The 18,585-nt window shown below is 65.6% G+C and carries 19 protein-coding genes and 1 tRNA gene; 9 read left to right on the top strand and 11 right to left on the bottom strand.

The window, feature by feature from the left end; translation table 11 throughout:
- Positions 1-44 precede the first annotated feature (44 nt).
- Entirely contained in the window at positions 45-2,051 is a 2,007-nt protein-coding gene (locus tag OG300_RS21665) for a TPM domain-containing protein (protein ID WP_405484318.1), read from the bottom strand.
- Positions 2,052-2,113: 62 nt separating this feature from the next.
- On the opposite strand from OG300_RS21665, the gene OG300_RS21660 reads away from it, so the two are divergent.
- From OG300_RS21660 to OG300_RS21645, 4 genes are read left to right on the top strand one after another with little or no spacing between them, the layout of a single operon-like run.
- Positions 2,114-2,809: an MBL fold metallo-hydrolase gene (locus OG300_RS21660; protein WP_405484316.1), complete on the top strand. Its 696-nt coding sequence runs from the start codon at positions 2,114-2,116 to the stop codon at positions 2,807-2,809.
- A gap of 44 nt (positions 2,810-2,853) precedes the next feature.
- A complete protein-coding gene (locus OG300_RS21655) occupies positions 2,854-3,513 on the top strand; it encodes a YdcF family protein (protein ID WP_405484314.1) in 660 nt (219 codons plus the stop codon).
- Positions 3,514-3,517: 4 nt separating this feature from the next.
- Positions 3,518-4,786, top strand: coding sequence for a deoxyguanosinetriphosphate triphosphohydrolase (locus OG300_RS21650; protein ID WP_405484312.1), 1,269 nt, complete (start codon positions 3,518-3,520; stop codon positions 4,784-4,786).
- Between the two features lie 31 nt (positions 4,787-4,817).
- On the top strand, positions 4,818-5,522 hold the full coding sequence (locus tag OG300_RS21645; RefSeq protein WP_405484310.1) for a hypothetical protein: 705 nt from the start codon (positions 4,818-4,820) through the stop codon (positions 5,520-5,522).
- Between the two features lie 6 nt (positions 5,523-5,528).
- On the opposite strand, the gene OG300_RS21640 is transcribed toward OG300_RS21645, so the two are convergent.
- The 3 genes from OG300_RS21640 to OG300_RS21630 form a co-directional block, all read right to left on the bottom strand.
- Entirely contained in the window at positions 5,529-6,209 is a 681-nt protein-coding gene (locus OG300_RS21640; RefSeq protein WP_405484308.1) for an energy-coupling factor ABC transporter ATP-binding protein, read from the bottom strand.
- The gene (locus tag OG300_RS21635) at positions 6,206-6,754 is read right to left on the bottom strand and encodes a biotin transporter BioY (protein ID WP_405484306.1); all 549 of its coding nucleotides are present in this window, start codon (positions 6,752-6,754) and stop codon (positions 6,206-6,208) included. The genes OG300_RS21640 and OG300_RS21635 overlap by 4 nt, the downstream gene beginning before the upstream one ends.
- A gap of 99 nt (positions 6,755-6,853) precedes the next feature.
- On the bottom strand, positions 6,854-7,444 hold the full coding sequence (locus tag OG300_RS21630; protein WP_405484304.1) for an energy-coupling factor transporter transmembrane component T family protein: 591 nt from the start codon (positions 7,442-7,444) through the stop codon (positions 6,854-6,856).
- A gap of 121 nt (positions 7,445-7,565) precedes the next feature.
- On the opposite strand from OG300_RS21630, the gene dnaG reads away from it, so the two are divergent.
- A complete protein-coding gene (dnaG, locus tag OG300_RS21625) occupies positions 7,566-9,476 on the top strand; it encodes a DNA primase (protein ID WP_405484302.1) in 1,911 nt (636 codons plus the stop codon).
- A 56-nt stretch (positions 9,477-9,532) separates the two neighbouring features.
- Here dnaG and OG300_RS21620 read toward each other — a convergent pair whose 3' ends face one another.
- On the bottom strand, positions 9,533-9,778 hold the full coding sequence (locus tag OG300_RS21620; RefSeq protein ID WP_405484300.1) for a hypothetical protein: 246 nt from the start codon (positions 9,776-9,778) through the stop codon (positions 9,533-9,535).
- A 188-nt stretch (positions 9,779-9,966) separates the two neighbouring features.
- Here OG300_RS21620 and OG300_RS21615 point away from each other — a divergent pair.
- A tRNA-Asn gene (locus OG300_RS21615) sits at positions 9,967-10,039 on the top strand.
- Positions 10,040-10,267: 228 nt separating this feature from the next.
- On the opposite strand, the gene OG300_RS21610 is transcribed toward OG300_RS21615, so the two are convergent.
- The 3 genes from OG300_RS21610 to OG300_RS21600 form a co-directional block, all read right to left on the bottom strand.
- Complete coding sequence (locus OG300_RS21610; RefSeq protein ID WP_405484298.1) at positions 10,268-10,579, bottom strand: hypothetical protein; 312 nt, start codon at positions 10,577-10,579, stop codon at positions 10,268-10,270.
- 22 nt (positions 10,580-10,601) lie between these two features.
- Positions 10,602-10,892, bottom strand: coding sequence for a hypothetical protein (locus OG300_RS21605; protein ID WP_405484296.1), 291 nt, complete (start codon positions 10,890-10,892; stop codon positions 10,602-10,604).
- Positions 10,893-11,463: 571 nt separating this feature from the next.
- The gene (locus OG300_RS21600; protein ID WP_405498626.1) at positions 11,464-11,931 is read right to left on the bottom strand and encodes a DUF4254 domain-containing protein; all 468 of its coding nucleotides are present in this window, start codon (positions 11,929-11,931) and stop codon (positions 11,464-11,466) included.
- Positions 11,932-12,084: 153 nt separating this feature from the next.
- Here OG300_RS21600 and OG300_RS21595 point away from each other — a divergent pair, with 153 nt between their 5' ends.
- Together OG300_RS21595 and OG300_RS21590 are read left to right on the top strand one after the other, a co-directional pair.
- On the top strand, positions 12,085-12,948 hold the full coding sequence (locus tag OG300_RS21595) for a helix-turn-helix transcriptional regulator (RefSeq protein ID WP_405484294.1): 864 nt from the start codon (positions 12,085-12,087) through the stop codon (positions 12,946-12,948).
- Positions 12,949-12,952: 4 nt separating this feature from the next.
- Positions 12,953-13,333: a DUF397 domain-containing protein gene (locus OG300_RS21590; protein WP_405484292.1), complete on the top strand. Its 381-nt coding sequence runs from the start codon at positions 12,953-12,955 to the stop codon at positions 13,331-13,333.
- A gap of 955 nt (positions 13,334-14,288) precedes the next feature.
- Here OG300_RS21590 and OG300_RS21585 read toward each other — a convergent pair.
- Both OG300_RS21585 and OG300_RS21580 read right to left on the bottom strand, forming a co-directional pair.
- The gene (locus OG300_RS21585) at positions 14,289-15,638 is read right to left on the bottom strand and encodes a serine/threonine-protein kinase (protein WP_405484290.1); all 1,350 of its coding nucleotides are present in this window, start codon (positions 15,636-15,638) and stop codon (positions 14,289-14,291) included.
- A 154-nt stretch (positions 15,639-15,792) separates the two neighbouring features.
- On the bottom strand, positions 15,793-16,263 hold the full coding sequence (locus OG300_RS21580; protein WP_405484288.1) for an NUDIX hydrolase: 471 nt from the start codon (positions 16,261-16,263) through the stop codon (positions 15,793-15,795).
- Positions 16,264-16,423: 160 nt separating this feature from the next.
- Between OG300_RS21580 and OG300_RS21575 the strand changes: the two genes are divergently transcribed.
- Positions 16,424-16,840, top strand: coding sequence for a DUF2628 domain-containing protein (locus tag OG300_RS21575; protein ID WP_405484286.1), 417 nt, complete (start codon positions 16,424-16,426; stop codon positions 16,838-16,840).
- A gap of 125 nt (positions 16,841-16,965) precedes the next feature.
- On the opposite strand, the gene OG300_RS21570 is transcribed toward OG300_RS21575, so the two are convergent.
- Positions 16,966-18,408: an ATP-binding protein gene (locus OG300_RS21570; protein WP_405484284.1), complete on the bottom strand. Its 1,443-nt coding sequence runs from the start codon at positions 18,406-18,408 to the stop codon at positions 16,966-16,968.
- Between the last annotated feature and the right edge of the window lie 177 nt (positions 18,409-18,585).

Here is an 18,585-nt window from a genome sequence, read left to right as displayed (position 1 = left end):
GAATATTTGTCCGTTTCGGCGCGGTGGGAGCTCCTTGATCTTGGTCAGAAGCGGCCGCCGCGGCTGATGCGTCGGGAGCTGTCGGAGCCGCCGTAGGAGCCGGGGCCGTAGGAGCCGCCGCCGAAGCCGCCGTTCGAGCGGGGGCCGGAGTTCATGCCGCGCAGCATGCCGTCGATGAGGATGCCGCCGAGGATCGCGCCGGTGGGGGAGTTGGAGCTGAATTGGCGCTGCTGCTGGGACTGCCATTCGCGCACGGCGGCCTGCGCTGTTTGCAGGGCGCGGGCGCCGAGTTCGACTGCGCGCTGGGCATATTGGAGGGCCTGTGCCGGGTCCGAACCGGCGAGCTGCTGGGCCTGTTCGAGGCTGCGCTGGGCTTCGGCCAGGCGGGTGCGGGGTTCGGCGTCGATGCCGCCGCGGCGGGTGCTGATGAAATCGGCGGCGGCGGTGACCTGCGACTGGGCGGCCCCGAGGGTCTGCTCGAGGCGGCGGTGGAGTTCATCGGCGGCGCGCTGACGGTCGGTGGCCGCCTCGATGGCCTGGTCCAGGGCGGAGTCGGCGGCGACGGCCTGCCGGAACACACCCAGTGGATTGCCGGCGGCCTCGGTGGTGGCCTGGTCGAGCGCGGCGCGTGCGGCCGTTGTGGCCGTGGGCAATTCGCTGCCGCCGTGCTCGGTGAGCGTGGCGGCGATATCCAGGTCGCGCTGGAGTTCGGCGATGATGGCGGGCAGTCCGGCGCGCGCCTGCTCGATATCGGTGGCCGCCGTGTCGATGGCGGTGAGCAGGGTGCGGGCGGCGTCCACGGCGGATTCCGCGGATCGGATGTCGGCGACCGCCGCGCCCTGCTCGCCCACCGGTTTCGCGACGGCCGCGCGCCCGCTCTCGATGGTCCGCTCGGCGAAGGAGATTCGCTCCTGCGCCATGGACACGTTGTCGCGGATCGGGGCGAGCACGGAGGCCGGATGCTCGGCGGTCAGCCGCGACAGCGTCGCCTGCGAACCGGGCAGCTGGGTGGTGAGCGCCACCAGATCGCGGGTGAGCGCGTCGAGCCGGTCGCCCGCGTTGATCAGCAGATTGCGCATCCCGTCGAATTCGGTGACCTTGGCGTCGAGTTCGCGATCGGCCCGGCCGCAGGTGCCGATCAGCTCGACCAGCAGCCGCCGCTGCTCGTCCGGGGTCTCCGGGATGTCGTCGTCGAGCTGCTGACGAATGGAGAAGGCCTTGGCGAGTGCGGTTTTCGCACCCTCGAGCGCCGCGGTGAACGGCGTGGTGGCCAGCGCGCCGAATTCGTCGGTGGCCAGCCGCAATTCCTCGGCGCTGGTGCGGATGGCGTTGTCGGTGTCGACCAGCGTCTCCTTGGACCGGGTGTCCAGGGCGTGCAGTGGCAGCGCCGCCAGCGCGGCGGTATCGGTCGGGTCGACCCGGCGGGCGGTCTGGAGCGCGGCCCGGTCCCGTCGGCGGCGGCGCACTCGCAGGAACAGCCACACCGCCAGCGCGGCGAACGCCACGATCAGCAGCAGGAGCAGCAGGGTGCGGCCGCTGAGCCCGCCCGACGCGCCCATCGCCTCGGACAATCCGTTCGCGGTCGCGAGCCCGGCCCCGGCCCAATCCCCGTTGCGCAGCTTGGGTTCCACCTTGTCGGTGAGCAGCCGGTCGAGCTCCTTGTCGCTGACCGAGGACGGCACGGTGCCGGTGAAGGCGTAGGCGCGGTCGTCCACGGCGATCGAGAGCAGCACATCGCGGTCGGCGAAGCCGGACAGTCGCGCGGTCTGCTCACCCCACGAATGTGAGTCCAGCCCTTGGAAATTGCGCACGTATACGATCCAGAGCCGCTCGTGGTCCTTGGAGTACAGCGAGTCGATGGCCTGCTGGAGTTCGGCGGTCTGCACCGCGTTCAGCGCCTGCGCTCGGTCGGTGAGATACGAGGGCAGTCGAAGCGGTTCGTCGGCCATCGCCGGGGCGGCGGGACCCCCGGCGAGCGCCAGGACCACGAGCACGCCGGTCACGATCAGGGACAACAACCGAGAGTGGGAGCGCTGCTTCGGTAGCCGCATGCATCGAATCTAAGCGGTTGAGGCCAGGTGGTCGGTTTCTTCCGCACACTGTGTCGGAAGCGATGACTACGATCGACAGCGTGATCACGATCGATTCCCCCTACACCGGACACGTCTCCCCCGGCTCGAATCCGCAGCAGCGCGAGCTGCCGGGCGCTCGCATCGTGAAAATGTCCGTCGGCGGCATGGACAACAACGTCTATCTGGTGCAGTGCGCGCACACCGGCGCGACCCTGCTGATCGACGCCGCCAACGAGGCCGAGCGCATCCTCGAGCTGATCGGCGAGCAGGCCCCGGACGGTGTCGAGCTCATCGTCACCACCCACCAGCACGCCGACCACTGGATGGCGCTGGAACCGGTGGCCACCGCGACCGGCACCCCCACCGCCGCCCACGAACTCGACGCCGCCCCGCTACCCGTGCCGCCCACGCGCCTGCTCGCCGACGGCGACAAGGTCAGCATCGGCGACCTCGAGCTCGAGGCCATCCACCTGCGCGGCCACACCCCCGGCTCGGTCGCGCTGGCCTTCACCGACGGCGCGGGCCGCACCCACCTGTTCACCGGCGACTCGCTGTTCCCCGGCGGCGTCGGCCGCACCGGCTCCCCGCAACAGTTCACCTCCCTGCTCGGCGATGTCGAAACCAAGCTGTTCGACCGCTATCCCGACGACACCGCCGTCTACCCGGGCCACGGTGACGACACCACCCTCGGTGTGGAGCGTCCGCAATTGCCCGAATGGCGGCGGCGCGGTTGGTAAAACTCCGCAACCGCACCCCCGAACCGGATTGGCTGGTGAGGGATATGACCGACACGCCCCGCACGGGCGGCCGCTTCACCGGCGTCGCCCGCTGGAGCCGGCGGCTGCTGCTCGGCGGCGTGCTCATCGGCGTGCTCGTGGTGGGCGGCACCGCGCTGCGGGTGTGGCAGGTGGCCCGCATCGACGACTACACCCACGCCGACGCCATCGTGGTGCTCGGCGCGGCCCAGTACGACGGCACCCCGTCTTCGGTGTTCCAGGCGCGACTGAACCAGGCGTTCAAGCTGTATCGCATGGGCATCGCGCCGATCGTCGTCACCGTCGGCGGCAAGCAGGTCGGTGACAACTACACCGAGGCCGCCGCGGGCAAGAACTACCTCAAGGACAACGGCATCCCCGACGACCGCGTGCTGGCCGTCGAAACCGGGTCCGACACCCTGCAGAGCATCGAGGCCGTCTCCAAAGCCCTGCTGGCGCGCGGCAAGTCGTCGGTGGTGCTGGTCAGCGACCCGTGGCATTCGCTGCGCACCCGCACCATGGCCCGCGACGCCGGACTGAAGGCGTGGACCGCGCCCACCCGCAGCGGGCCCGCGGTCTACACGCGGGAATCGCAGGCGCACGGCATCTTCCGGGAGACCTTCGCGTTGCTCTGGTATCAGCTGACCCATTTTCCAGCGGACTTCAAATACACGGCGGACCAGTGAAACCATGAATGCGCGTATCGACTACGACGGGGTGTACTCCGACGCCGACCGGGAGCGCATGGCTCCCGAAACCGGCGGCACCGCCGGACTGAACTGGTCACCCTGCCCGGCCCGGCGCAGCGAGTTCGCTCGCGACCGGGCCCGGGTGCTGCACTCCGCGGCCCTGCGCCGCCTGGCCGACAAGACCCAGGTGATGGGCCCGCGCGACGGTGACACGCCGCGCACCCGGCTCACCCACTCCCTCGAGGTCGCGCAGATCGGCCGCAGCATCGCCGACAGCCTCGGCTGCGACCCGGACCTGGTGGACCTGGCCGGGCTGGCGCACGACATCGGGCACCCGCCCTACGGGCACAACGGCGAGAAGGCGCTGGACCAATTCGCCGACGCGCACGGCGGTTTCGAGGGCAATGCGCAGAATCTGCGCATCCTGACCCGGCTGGAACCGAAGGTGCTCGACGATCAGGGCGTCAGCTTCGGGCTCAACCCGACCCGGGCCGCACTGGACGCGGTGATCAAATACCCTTGGGGCAGATCAGGTCCCGGCTCCAAGTTCGGTGCCTACGACGTCGACATGGACCGCCTCGACTGGGTCCGCAAGGGCGCGCCGGACCGGCGGCAGTGCCTGGAATCGCAGATCATGGACTGGGCCGACGACGTCGCCTACTCGGTGCACGATGTCGAGGACGGGATCATCGTCGGACGCATCGATCTGCGCGCGCTCGCCGACCCGGACGAGCAGCACTCGCTCGCGGAACTCGGTGCGGGACGGCATCGTTCGCTCAGTGTCGACGACTTGGTGGCCGCCGCCCAGCGCCTGTCCGAACTCCCCGTGATCGCCGCGGCGACCGAATACGACGGTTCGCTGATCGCCTCGGTGGCGCTGAAACGCCTCACCAGCGATCTGGTCGGCCGCTTCGCCACCGCCGCCGTCGAGGCCACCCGCGCCGCCTGGGGCGGCCGCCAATTGTCGCGCTACACAGCCGATCTGGAGGTGCCGCCGATCGTGGCCGCCGAGGTCGCGGTGCTCAAGACGGTCGCGCTGCGCTACGTGCTGTCCGACCCCATCCACCAGGTGCGCCAGGCCGGTCAGCGCGAACGCATCCTGCTGGTCGCGAACACCCTGCTCGCCGCCGCCCCGCGCGGCCTGGACCGGCTGCTGCTGCCCTGGTGGGAGGCGGCCGCCGACGACTCCGCGCGGGTGCGGGTGATCGTCGATCAGATTGCCTCCTATACAGAGAGCCGCTTGGAACGGGTCGCCGCCGCGATACCCTGAACCCGGCGAATTCGGCGGCAAGGGGGCGCTAATGACACGGGGTCTGGACACCATCGTCGATCTGGCTCGCTACCCGCTGGACCGGCGCGACGTCCCGCGCCTGCGCGAGGTGATCGAACAGGCACAGGCCGACTTCCTGGTCACCGGCGTCACCGTGCTGCCGGAATTCCTGCGCCCCGCCGCCGTCACCGAGATGGCCGCCGACGTGCTCTCGGACGGTCTCGGCGATTCCATGCGCTACGAGTACACCGTCGCCTGCGATCGCATCCCGGAACGGTCACCGCTCAAGGCGCTGTACAGCTGGGAACCGTTGCTGGACTTCGTAACCCAGGTGGTGGGGGAGCGGGCGCACCGCTCCGCCGACGAACTGGGCGCGATCACCGTGCAGATCCACGAGACCGGCGACGCCCAGGACTGGCACTTCGACATGTCCGACTACACGGTCATGCTGCACATCGTCGCGCCCGAACAGGGCGGGATGCTCGAGTACATTCCGCTGCCCGGCGCGTTCCTGGAACGCGGCGGCGGACTGCCGATGCGGCATCGGCACGGGGTGCGGATGCTGGCGACGGTCCCCGGCACGCTGGTGCTGCACGCCGGACGGCGGTCACGGCATCGGGTGACGCCGGTGCACGGGGCGATTCCGCGGGTGAGCGTGAACATGGCGTTCAATTCGAAGCCGGGCCAACGGCTCAACGCGCACGTGCGCCGACATCTCTACGGGCGCATCGAATAACGGCGTTCAGAGCTCGGCGTGCAGCGCCCGGTAGTGGGTGAGGCTGCGGTCCGGAGTGTCGTCGTGGACCAGGCGGCCCGCGTCGAAGACCAGGACGCGATCGAAGTCCGCGAGCAGATCCAGATCGTGCGAGATGACCACCAGCTGCTGCGGCAGCTCGTGCAGCAGCCGCGAGATCCGGCGGGTATTGCGCAGATCCAGCAGCGTGGTCGGCTCGTCGAAGATCACGTACTGCGGACCCGTCGACAGCACGGCGGCGATGGCGAGCAGCTGCTTCTGCCCGCCGCTGAGCAGATGCGCGGGATGGTCACGGAATTCGGTCAGCCCGTATTCGGCGAGCACCGCGTCGACCCGGGCATCGATGTCGCCCTTGGGAACTCCGTGATGCTTGAGCCCGAACGCCACATCCTCGGCGACCGTCGGCATCACGATCTGCACGTCCGGGTCCTGGAACACGAACCCGACCAGCTTGCGAACGGCTTTGCCCTGCTTGCGGGTATCGAGGCCGTCGACGCGCACGGTGCCGCGGGTGGGTACCTGCAATCCGTTGAGCAGCCGCGCGAAGGTGGACTTGCCGGAACCGTTGGATCCGACGACGCCGATGCGGTGCTCGCGCAAAGTCAGGTCGAGTTCGCTGAGGACTTCGCGCTCACCGAATTTGTGCGAGACGCCCGCCAGTTCGATCATGTGCGTGCCGGGATCATCGGATAGGCGCGGCGCACCGCCAGCGCGGCGAGGGAACCGATCACCGTCTTGACTACATCGCCGGGTAGGAACGCGACCGACGTGGTGATCGCCTTACCCAGCGAGATGTGGGCGGCAACCGCCATCCACGGAATCCCGATGGCGTACAGCACGATTGCGCCACCCAGGAAGTTGATCGCCAAGGCGATGGGCAGGTTGTAGTGCCGCCACAGCCTTTCGGTGAGCAATCCGATCACCAGTGCGCCGATCGGATAGGCCAGTACGAATCCACCCGTGGGGCCCATGATCACCGACAGGCCGCCGCGTCCGCCCGGCAGCACCGGCAGGCCGATGAACACCAGGACATCGAACAGCAGAATGGCCAGTGCCCCGCGCTTCGCTCCCAGAATCGCGCCCGCGAGGATCACGCCGAGAGTTTGCGAGGTGAACGGCGCGAACGCGCCCGGCAACTGGATGAGTGGGAAGAAGCCCAGCACCACCATGATTGCCGCGAACAGCGCGATCTGCGCCAAATCCCTACTACGCACCGGGGCATCCTAATTGGACAGCGGTCCGGTGCGGTGCGGCACCTATGCCGTGAGCGGCGTCAACTGCGATTGCCGGTCAGATGCTGTGACGGCTCGTACTCAATCCAGTCCGCGAGCGTCGAGGGCCTCGCCGACGCCATCGGCCATCCGCAGCGTGCGGATCAGCAGCGGCACCAGGAACACCGTGCTGCGCTCGATGCCGCGCGCTTTCTGTGCCGCACGCACCATTTCGGCTTGTTCGCGGATGACGGGGATGAATCGAATGGTCATGGCCACCAGCAGGCCGACGCGTTCCGGCCGCACACCGAGCGGTCGCAACGGACCGAGCGCGGTCTCGATGGTCGCGATCATCGCGGAGGTGCGAGTGGTGAGCGTCACCAGATTGGCCAGCAGCACCAGTGTCAGCAACCGCTCGCCGACCAGCACGGCCGAGACCCATCCGGTGAAGATCAACTGCGCGAACATGATCAGCATCAGGACGGGCAGCAGCCCGAGCACCTGCCGCCCGGTCGTCCGCCACGGCACCCGCGCCACCGCGTAAAGCGCGAGTACGGCGGCGAATGCCACCCCCAGCCAGGCCATCGAGTGAACGAAGAACAGCCCCGTCCCCGCGACCGCCAGCACCACCAGCTTCGCCCCGGCAGGCGCGGCATGCACCGGCGTCCGGGCATCGTGGTAGAGGCTGAGCACCGCCCGATCCTGGCAGACGGGCCGCGGGTGCTCGTGAGCGACTCCGGCGCTGTTGGCCGCGTGCCCAGGCTCGAAGAGGCGGGAGCACGCGTGCCCGTCGAGCGGGGCTAGACTCGCTCGCGTGGCCGGCCGACTTTCTGACCGCGATATCGCGGCGATTCGTGAACGTGTTCGGATCGAGGATGTAGTCGGTGAGTACGTCGCTTTGCGTCGCGCCGGTGCAGACTCGATGAAAGGGCTGTGCCCCTTTCACGATGAGAAATCCCCCTCCTTCCATGTGCGCCCAAATCATGGCCATTTCCACTGCTTCGGCTGTGGTGAGGGCGGCGATGTCTTCGCCTTCCTGCAGAAGATCGAGCACGTGGGTTTCGTCGAGGCTGTCGAGCAGATGGCCGACCGCCTCAACTACAAGATCAACTATGAGGGCGGCGGCACCTCGGTCCAGCGTGACCGCGGCACCCGCTCCCGCCTGGTCGCGGCCAATGCCGCGGCCCACGAGTTCTACATGGCTCAGCTCGGCAGCCCCGAGGCCGAGGCCGCCCGGAAGTACCTCACCGAGCGCAATTTCGATCACCAGGTCGCCAACCAGTTCGGCTGCGGCTACGCCCCCGGCGGGTGGGACACCCTGACGAAACACCTGCTGCGCAAGGGTTTTGAGTTCAAAGAGCTGGAAGCGGCGGGCCTGTCCAAGCAGGGCCAGCGCGGCCCGATGGACCGTTTCAACCGCCGCCTGCTGTGGCCGATCCGCAATCTCGGCGGCGAGGTGATCGGCTTCGGCGCGCGCCGCCTCTACGACGACGACACCATGACCGCCAAGTACATCAACACCTCGGAAACGTTGCTGTACAAGAAGTCCCAGGTGCTCTTCGGGCTCGATCTGGCCAAGCGTGAGATCGCGAAAGGCCATCAGGCCGTGGTCGTCGAGGGCTACACCGACGTGATGGCCATGCACATGGCGGGCGTGAAAACCGCTGTGGCGTCCTGCGGTACCGCCTTCGGCGACGAGCACATGGCGATCCTGCGCCGCCTGCTGATGGACGACAACTTCTGGCGCGGCGAGATCATCTACACCTTCGACGGTGACGCCGCCGGTCAGGCCGCCGCCCTGAAGGCCTTCTCCGGCGACCAGAAACTGGCCGGGCAGACCTACATCGCCGTCGCCCCCGACGGCCTCGACCCGTGCGAACTGCGCCAGCGCAGCGGCGACGGCGCGGTCCGCGACCTGGTCGCCCGCCGAGTCCCGCTCTACGAGTTCGTCATTCGCGGCCTGCTCGCCGAACACAACCTGGACACCCCCGAGGGCCAGGTGGAGGCATTGCGCCGCGCCGTCCCCGTGGTCGCCCAGATCAAGGACAACGCCCTGCGCAAGGCCTACGCCACCAAACTGGCGGGTTGGGTCGGCTGGGACGACATCCAGCTGGTCGTGCGCCGCGTCGGCGACGAGGCCCGCAAACAGTTCCGCAGCGGGACCAAGGCCGGCATCCCGGAAAAGTCCGCCCGCCAAGCCGATTCGGCCGCCCAACCCGCGGCCCGCCCCACCCCCACCGACCCGACCCTGCTGCCGCAGCGCCAAACCCTCGCCGCCGCACTGCAATACCCGGCCTTCGCGGGCCCCGTCTTCGATTCCCTGGACCCACAGGCATTCACCCACGCCGCCTACGTCTCCGTACTCACCGCCATCGAGAAGGCAGGCGGCACCGCTGCGGGCCTCAGTGGCGCGGAATGGGTCAACGCCGTCGCCGACAACACCGACGACCTCACCATGCGAGCCCTGGTCTCGGAGCTATCGGCCGAACCCCTGCCGGTGAAATCCGCCGACGCCATCCCGCGCTACGTCACCGGCGTGATCGCCCGCACCCAGGAAGCCTGGGTGGGCCGCCAGGTAGCCGAACTGAAGTCGAAGCTCCAGCGCATCTCCTCCACCGAGCAGACCGACGCCTACATGGCGCTGTTCGGTGACCTGGTAGCGCTGGAACAGTACCGTCAGAGCCTGCTCAAGCAGGCCATGGGCAACTCCGAAGACTTCCGCTGACACAACCCCCTCCGGATTCACTCCACAGAGGGGGCAAGGGGCGCAGCCCCAATCCCTCAGCGCCGCAGCTGGTCTTGCGGAATGAGGATCGTGGTGCGCTCGTCGATCGGCACCATGGGTTCCAGCTTGGGCTGGGTGCTCAGCTTGTCCGCGAGCTTCTGCCGTCCCATCGACACCATCTTCTTGGTGACGGGGCTCTCACTGATCGCACGGGTCGTCTTACTGATCTGTTCATACCGAACCCGCCCGGCCTTCGCGCCGAGCACGTACCCGGCAGCGACGCCGATGATCAACCGCAGCATCTCGAGAAGCTCCTCCCATAGACCAGTCCGCCCCCACCATCCTGCCCGACCCCACCCCCCACTGTCGATCCGGCACCCCGTCCCATCCCCACCCCTATTTCCCCAGCTAGAGCCACGATTTGGGAACTGAACAACAGATACGCTAAAGTTTTCCCCGGCCGGTTCGAGAGATCCAGCCAGGGAAACAATCCCCTATAGCTCAATTGGCAGAGCAGCCGACTGTTAATCGGCAGGTTTCTGGTTCGAGTCCAGATGGGGGAGCCTGAAACGGCCCCTGACCAGCGCGACAAGCGCAACGGTCGGGGGCCGAATTCGTTCCCGGAGTTAATCGCCCGTGACCACATCATGCTGGATGGCCGCGGCGCGGTGAGAGACTCGGCTGCGCGGAAGATATTGCGTAGGCAGCGCTTTCGCTGCTGTGCAATCCCTACGGCGTCGACAGCGTGGTGCATGCCGACAGTGGGCACCGACTGGTCTGAAGGGGCCTAGCTAGAGGGTCTGACCGGCCAGGCAGCCTTTGCCGCCGCTGGAGAGCGAGCACAGCAGCGTCAACGCCGGTACGACGGTGGCATTGGCCGCAGAGCCGACACCGTTGCCGATACCGGCGGCCGAGCCGGGCGGCAGGAGGCCGACCAGTGCGCCGACAATGGTGGAGGTCGCTTGGCTGCTGCCCAATTCGGTGCTGCCGGAATCGGCGACCGGGGTCGGGTTGTCGAGGGTCAGCGGCGCGGCCGAGGCCGACGCGACGGTACCGAGGGAGATGGTCGCACCGGCGATCCCGATGAGGAGTGAACGTTTCACGGTTTCTCGAATCCGATCCGGATCAGGCGAAGTTGCTGATGCAGCTGCGAGGAGCGCTGGACATTGTGCAGAGCGCGAAGAGCGGCGCGAGGATGATGTTGGCGGCAGCGCCGATGGTGTTGCCGATCGCGGCGGTCGAGCCGGTCGGGAGAACGCCGACCAGTGCACCGACGCTGCCGGATTCGAAGTTGCTACTGCCGGAATCGGCGACCGGGGCCGGGCTGTCGAGGGTCAGCGGCGCGGCGGAGCCAGTGCTCACGGTGCCGAGAGTGATGGTCGCACCGGCAATACCGGCGAGGAGTGCGCGTTTCACGGTAGATCCTTTGTGCATGTGCTGCTTCGACGGCGAATGACGTCGAAGCAGCACGGTACATAGCAATCGCCCGATTGGCGGATTAATCGATCATTCTTATCGCGTGGCGAATCCGGCTGTACCGGTGTGGTTTTCAATGCACAGAATGATCGCTTTCGGGAGACCTCAGTTATAGCGGGTCTAGCCAATCCGCCTCGGCGACCGACTTCCAGGCTAAGGCTCTCTTTCCGCGCGGTATGTCTCCTTTCAGGAGACTGCGACCGCCTGCCGTCGTGGGATCGCGGATCCATGCGTGACGCCGTGTACTGATCGATGGGCTGTGCGCCTCGCAGTCCGGGTCGCTGAGCCCGCTCTGGTGATTGCCCGTTGACCGCTGGATGTTTCGCTATCCGTGCGCTCCCGATCAACTCGCACCAGGATCGCCGCGACTGTCCGTCCTTCGTCCCGGGCGGATGTTTGAGTTCTCCCGAGCATCATCGTTGCGAACCACGTCAACGCGGTACCGACACCCACGCCGAGGAAGAATGAGAGCCAACCCTCGATCATCGCGTGCTCCTTTCGCGGTGCATTGCTATTTCGCGCTGTGCGGCTTGGAATCCGGTTCAGGACAGGCGAAGTCGGGAATTCGACGCCGCTGCCTCGCGAGATCATGGGACAGGTCGTCATAAGCGAGAGAAAGCTCCGCCAGCCGCTGCCATGCGAAGTGGAGCTCGGGTTCCGAACTGTCAACGGACAGTGCTGCGTAGGCCTCGACAAAGAACCCCGCGAGCCGATCGATGACCATGCCGACCGTCTCGGTGTGCATGGCGGCCGCGGAATGCGGCGTCGGCATCTCCAGTGCCACCCACCGGTCGATATCGCGAACCAATCTGTATCGGGCACAGTCGATTTCGATTGCTCCCGGTCCGGATCCGATCGTCGGGCGAGCCTCGTGCAGGCTCGCGAGCTCATAAGCGGCCTGTAGGACCGGGTGTGGCTCGATGATGCATCCTGAGCACGCCTCCAGGACCAGGTCCTTCGACGGCAACCGTGTTTTCATGCTCGCCCCTCCTCCCTCGATCCGGCAGTTCACCTGTCGGAGAGTGTGACTGAATGCACATCTGAGGGTACGTCTGACAACTTGTCAAAACAACACTCTTGTTTGGGTCGTTGTCGCTGTAGGATTGCGCTGACCCGGCGAAAGGATCGATCGATGGCACCCCAGTCACCGACCGTTGCTCGATGGGAACTCTCGCTTCGGTTGAACGAGTGGCGAAAGCAGCTCAACATCGATGTCGATACCGCAGCGAAAGCGCTCAAGATCTCCCGCAATCACTGGTGGCAGATCATGAGCGACCGGAGGGCGCTCACGGATGAACACTTCGCAGGCATGGTCAAGCTCTTCGGGATCGGCGGCGAAGAGCAGAAGATCCTGCGCGAGCTGCGTGCCGTGGCCCGTGACCGTGGATGGTGGTCCGAGTACTCCGCCCTCTACAGCGATGAGAACCGGCGATTGTTCGGTCTCGAACATGGCGCCCAGTCCATCTCCAGCTATGAAGCTCTGCTGATTCCTGGACTGCTGCAGACGGAGAGCTACGCCCGCGCGGTCATGACATCGGATGTCGCGCGCATTCGTCCGGTCGATGCCGAGCGCTACATCGAGGCGCGGCTGCGCAGGCAACAGCGCCTCGTTGACGCAGATCCGTTGCAGCTGACCGTAGTTCTGAGCCAGGCCGCACTGGTGCAGCAGACCGGGGGACCTGTCGTGCTGGTGGAACAACTGCGGCATATCGTGGCGATGGCACGCGATACTCGGGCCAGCGTGGATGTCCGCATCGTGCCGTTTGCAGCAAGTGAACGCCCGATTCTCAGCGGCTCACCGTTCCATCTGATCGAGTTCGAGAGCCCAGTGCTGCCGACGCTTGCTTGGCACGAATCCGTTGCGACACATGGCATCATCGAGGATCCTGTCCGGGTTCGTGAGCTGCGCATCATCTATGGCCACCAACTCGATTCGGCCCTCAGTCGAGAGGATTCACTCGCCCTGATCGAGGAGACAGCGAATCGGCTAGCCTGAAAATATGAGCACCGCCCAGTTTCATGGCAACTCCCGCACCGGCTGGTTCAAGTCCTCCAAGTCCAATGACGGACCCAACTGCGTCGAGGTCAAGTTCGCCGGCGATGTTGTGGCCATCCGGGACAGTAAGTTTCGGCGAGACGCAGCTAATGTGGGACGGTCTCAGCCGGTGATCGAGATCGGCCGCGTGGACTGGAATGCTTTCCTGGATCTTGCTGTCGACGCGGAAGTCGGATCGCTCCAAGGCCTTCCGGTCATTTCTCGACATGACTCGGGTGAAGTCAGCGTATCTGCTCCAAGTGGTGGCGTAGTGCTGGTCTTCACTGACACAGAGTGGCTTGCCTTCACCGAGGGCATTCGGGAAAACGAGTTCGCCGCGGCCTGATCGAGGGTTCAGCCTGACCTTGCGTTTGCCGCTCTGGTCAGGGGCTGTTTCAAGCTCCCGCATCTGGACTCGAGCTAGAAACCTGCCGATTAACAGTCGGCTGCTCTGCCAATTGAGCTATAGAGGTCAGTGCCGGAATGGGATCGGCCGCAGCCGAATCGCCGTCGACCGGTTCGGTCACGGGTTCGACCGGGTCTGTCGTCGACGTCATCTGCGCGGTGGTCGAAGTGATCCAGCCCTCGGCCTGCACGCTCTCGATTCCTGAGCACAATGGGGTAATGAGCCCACGCTCATGATTGCTGACCACGTCGCTCGATCTACTCCTCCATACGTTCCGCGTCGTCCGGGACCCAGGAAAAAGGGACCTGTGGCCAGCGGGCGGCGGTCCACGCCTCCAGGTCGATCGAGAGAACGGCGTCCACGAAAACTTGCGGAGGTCGGTAGCCGTGGGCGGTGATGTAGTGCCCGATCAGATATGGAGCGGCGTAAGCGATCCCAGCGGGCCCGGGGATGCGGATCTCCCCGTTCCCTTCCGGGCCAACCCCATGTGGGCACAAATCACACTCGTGTACTCCTAGGCAGACGATCATTCCGTGCAGTGAAAACCACACCGGCACAGCCGGATTCGCCACGCGATAAGAATGATCGAATAGGCCGCTGACTGGGCGAACGATATGTACCGTGCTGCTTCGACGTCATTCGCCGTCGAAGCAGCACATGCACAAAGGGATCTACTGTGAAACACGTACTCCTCGCCGGTATTGCCGGTGCGACCAGCACTCTCGGCACCGTGAGCACTGGCTCCGCCGCGCCGCTGACCCTCGACACCCCGGCCCTGGTCGCCGATTCCGGCAGCACCGAATTTTGGACCGATCGTAGTTTTGTCGACTGGCTGCGTCGAAAATCAAGCCCCTCCAACCGATTCCAGGTCCGGCGTGCCGACGCCGGGTGGACCTCACCTGTTGGCGAGCCGGTGGATGGTCCGCTTGTTAAGTACGAGGAGCAGTACGACGATCGCGGCGGTGCTACTGACCAGGTGCAACTTGGGAGCCGGGTAGTAGCGGAAGACCTCTAGATCAGGGAATGGTGTGAGGCTGAGGACGCCGATCGCGATGGTCAGTCCTGCGCCTGCGGCGGCGAATCTCGTGCCGAGGCGCTGCCGGGCGAACAGCAACCCTGGTCCTAGAACTAGCAGCGCGATGGACAGAACGACGAGAGCTGTGTTCAGCAGGTATGTGGTGTGGGTTATCTGGTAGCGCTCGCCCCAGCATGAATAGCCGGCGAGCAACAGCGCAAGGATCGCTGCGACGATGGCGACCGGTGGCGCGGCCGGTTTTACCGGAGCTGCCGTGGAGTGCAGTGGCCGGTCCGGAGACTGGTTGACTTGCGAGCGTGGGCGTTTCGATCCGATGCCATCGTTCGAAGCCGCGCGTCGATTTATGGCGGTCGGAAGCTGTCGCGCAATGCTGGCCCCGCGACCGTGCGCCGCATTCCGTGCCATGGTCGCGAATTCGGTACAGCTGTCGAATCTTTCCTGCGAATTCTTGGCCATCGCCCGGGCAATGACGGCATTGAGTTCTGGCGGGACGTCCGGGCGAAGCAGTGGTGGAACTGGTTTGCTCAGATGCCCCGCCACCACCTGCCCAGGATCGTTGGCCGCGAAGGGCGGCCGCCCGGCGAGAAGGGCGAACAGGGTGCAGGCGAGTGAATACTGGTCCGAGCGATGGTCGAGCGGTTCGCCGGAAAGCTGTTCGGGCGACGCGTAGGACAGTGTGGCAGTGAAGGTTCCGGTCGAGGTGAGCTGGGTGTTGGATGCCAGGAGGCGGGCGATGCCGAAATCGGTGAGTACGGCCCGTTCCGGGCGTCCGGCCCCTGGTGCCGCTAACAGGACGTTCGCGGGCTTCACGTCGCGATGCAAAATTCCTTGGCTGTGTGCGTAGTCCAGGGCGGCGGCGACCTCACTGATGATCTGGATCGCTCGTTGCACCGTGAGGGTGTCTGAAGCCAGCCTACTCGCATCGATACCTTGGACGTACTGCATTGCAAGCCAGAGCTGCCCGGCCTCGACCCCGCGATCCTGAACCGCCACGATCCCCGGATGGTCCAGTCGTGCAACGACTGTCGCCTCACGCTCGAACCGTGCCCGTAGCTCCGGATCGGTAGACACCGCCTGATTGAGTAGCTTGAGTGCCACCCTGCGCGGTAGTCGTGGATGGCGGGCCAGGAACACAGTTCCCATCCCACCCTGACCGAGCACACCTTCGATGACGTATCCGGCGAACGCCTCTCCGACTACTGCTCCCACCTCGTGGGCTCCTCCCCAAGCCAAGGGGCAGCGCGACACGACCGACCCCAACGCGGCGACTGTAAAGAAGTACAGCGAAGTCTGTCCACCGCTGGAAGCAATACAGGCTTCAGGCATTCGGGAAAACGAGTTCGCCGCAGCCTTGATCGGGAGTTCAGCGCAGATAGTCGGTGGCACGACCCAGGGGCGGCCTGGTCCGCCACAGTTCGATTCCCGCGTCGACGAGTCCGACTCGGTCTAGGTGGGCCACATCGTCGAGGGGATGCCAGGCGGCGAGGTCGGTCGAGCCGTTGGCTTCGTTGCGGAGTTCGCCGGTGGTGATCCGGCCCTCGTACACGATTTGGATGCCGTGGAAATCAGCGAATTCGCCGTGGGGGCGCGGGTATTGGCGGTTGATCGAGTGGATGCCGAGGAGGCTGACGAGTTCGACGACGTACCCGGTTTCCTCGTCTACCTCGCGTACCGCCGTCGCGAGCGGGTCCTCGCCGTGGTCCATTCCGCCGCCCGGCAGAGTCCACCGCTTGCCGCCGTCGGGGTTGATCCACCGGGCGAGCAGGATCTCGCTCGCGTCGTCGATTTCCCGCACGCACACGGCGTAGGCGGCCACTCGCAGTTCCTTCTTCACTCCGCGAGGCTAGCGGTCACCGTTGATTCTGTTCCGCCAGCGCACAATCTGGCTGAGCAGGCGGTTGTCGTACAGCTCCACTACTGTGTGCTCCGCCCGTGGAGTTCGTCCACGCGGCCGGGGGACTATCTCGTTTGCTACAGCGCTATGGAGTTCGATCATGACCGAGGCCACTGCCCGCGACTACAGTCACCTCCGGCTCCGCTGGCAGGAACGTTTCGCCTTCTACGACGCCCACGGTGCCCCCAGCTCCCGTGAATACCAGGCCGAACTGCGCCTGCTCCCGTTCTGGAAGCGCCTGTACTGGAACTACAACTTCCTGGTTTTCTTCTTCGGCCCCATCTACTTCTTCATCCTCGGCCTCTGGAAGAAGGCCTTGGTCCTGCTGGCCGTCGCGATCGCTCTGGGCGTCGTCTCCTTCGCCCTCGACGCCTCCGCGGGCTCCTTCCTCGGCCGACTGTTCACCTTCCTGGTCGCAGGCACCTACGCCACCACCGCGAACTACGCCTACTACTTGAAGGAGGCCAAGGGAATTCAGTCCTGGAACCCCTTGGAAGGCATGTTCCGCACGAAGTAGCTCCGCTGGGTCGGCTTCGCAGGAGTGGTCCTGATGGTATGCGGATCCGAAAACCGCTGGGAACCAAAGCAACTCGGCATTGCTGCGGCTGTCAGCCAGCTACCGGGCGTGGGAGACCGACCTTTTCAACTCCATGCTGAGAGCACATCGGAGGCATTCCACACCAGGTCTACGGAATCGACCACAGTCTGCTCGATATCGGTCAGGGATACGATTAGCAACGCTGTTTCACGAGCCTCGAATCCCGGAACGACGGCAATCGCCCGCGTTAGTTCGGCGAGGTCATGTCGGTCGAACGGGGTACCGAGCCACTTGATCGATCCGGCGAAGATCAGCTTGTTGGCGACGGGAGAGCGGTCGGCGCCGATAAGGTCTATCTCGGGGTTGAAGGCGCGGTTCCACCAACCGCCAACCGCACCAACTTCTTTCCAGGGCAGTGCGCCGGAAAGCGCCGTGAGCTCCAATGCGTCTCGTATCAGTGGCTCGACAGCTTTGCCACGCCACGAGGTCCAGCGTCGCGTGAACAGCTCGTACGCTGCGGCACTTCGGCCTCGTCGAACCAGGTCCTGGGCCGAACGCAGGGTTGCGAGGTAGAGTCGCAGGTTGCTGTCAGCGACCCGGTAGAGGGCGGGCTTTCCTGGTTTGACCGACAGTGGCTGGTCGACCGACAACACCTGCTTGTCTGTCGAAAGCCGTTGCAGGATCGGCGATAACGTTCCGGACGGCAGCGCGCCACTGCGACTGCCTGCGGTGGCCGCGATTGTGGCGTGCGTGCGTTCTCCGCTTCCGATCGCTTCCAGTACGCGTCGTGCCTGATCCGGTGCGGGAAACTCGGCGAGCAGTGTCGACTCCGGCACGCCGAACAGCGGCGCGGCAGGGTCGCGACATTCGCGTTGCACGAAGTCGAGTGGTGGAAGCCCGTGGGGCCAACTACGCAGAATGCCCGGCAGGCCGCCCGTGATCAGATGTGCGTCGATGCTGTCGGCCGCGTCGAGTCCGAGAGCTCGGCCGACCTCGGCAGGGTTGAGTGGATCGAGTACCAGGTTGTCGGCTCGTCCGTAAAACGGACGGTCGTAGGCGGTGAGTCGTTCCATCATGTGGATGTCACTGCCCAGGAGCAACAGCAGGATGGGGCGTTGCCGCAGCAGCCTGTCCCACGCGGTCTGGAGTGCGCCATCGAAAACGTCATCTTGTTCTGCGAGCCAGGGCAATTCGTCGATCACGACAATCGTCGGTGTGTCTCCGAGCGCGGTTGCCAGCGCTCGGAGCGCATCAGGCCACCCGCCGACGCTCTCGGGAAGAGCCTCGGGATCGTGTGCGATGCCCGAGCACCTCAGCTCGGTCAGGAACGTCATGAGCGATTCGGATACCGACATGCCCTTGGTGGCGGTGAAGTACAGATACGGCACCTGCGCCGTGTCGCAGAACTCCTGAACCAAGCGGGACTTTCCGACCTGTCGGCGTCCTCTGATGGCTAGGGCGATACCTGCCTTGGACTCCGCTACCCGTTGGAAGCGAGTTTGCAATAGTCCCAGTTCAACGCTTCGCCCTACGAACCCAGATGTCATTTACGCTCCCGGTAGTCTACGTGCAGGTAGATGGGATCTACGTAGATTGAATCTACATTAGTTCGTAGACCTTCCTGGCATGATCGAGTCGATCGTCTGATCGCCGACGTGGGCATGTTGCTGGTGGGTCTGCCTCGATGTCGATCGGTGCCGCATGGTTGAGCAAGCGCCGTTCCG

It is taken from the genome of Nocardia sp. NBC_00511, assembly GCF_045161165.1.
Classification (GTDB): Bacteria; Actinomycetota; Actinomycetes; order Mycobacteriales; family Mycobacteriaceae; genus Nocardia.
Note: the sequence above shows the minus strand (reverse complement) of the source record. Positions and strands in the feature narration are given on the sequence as shown.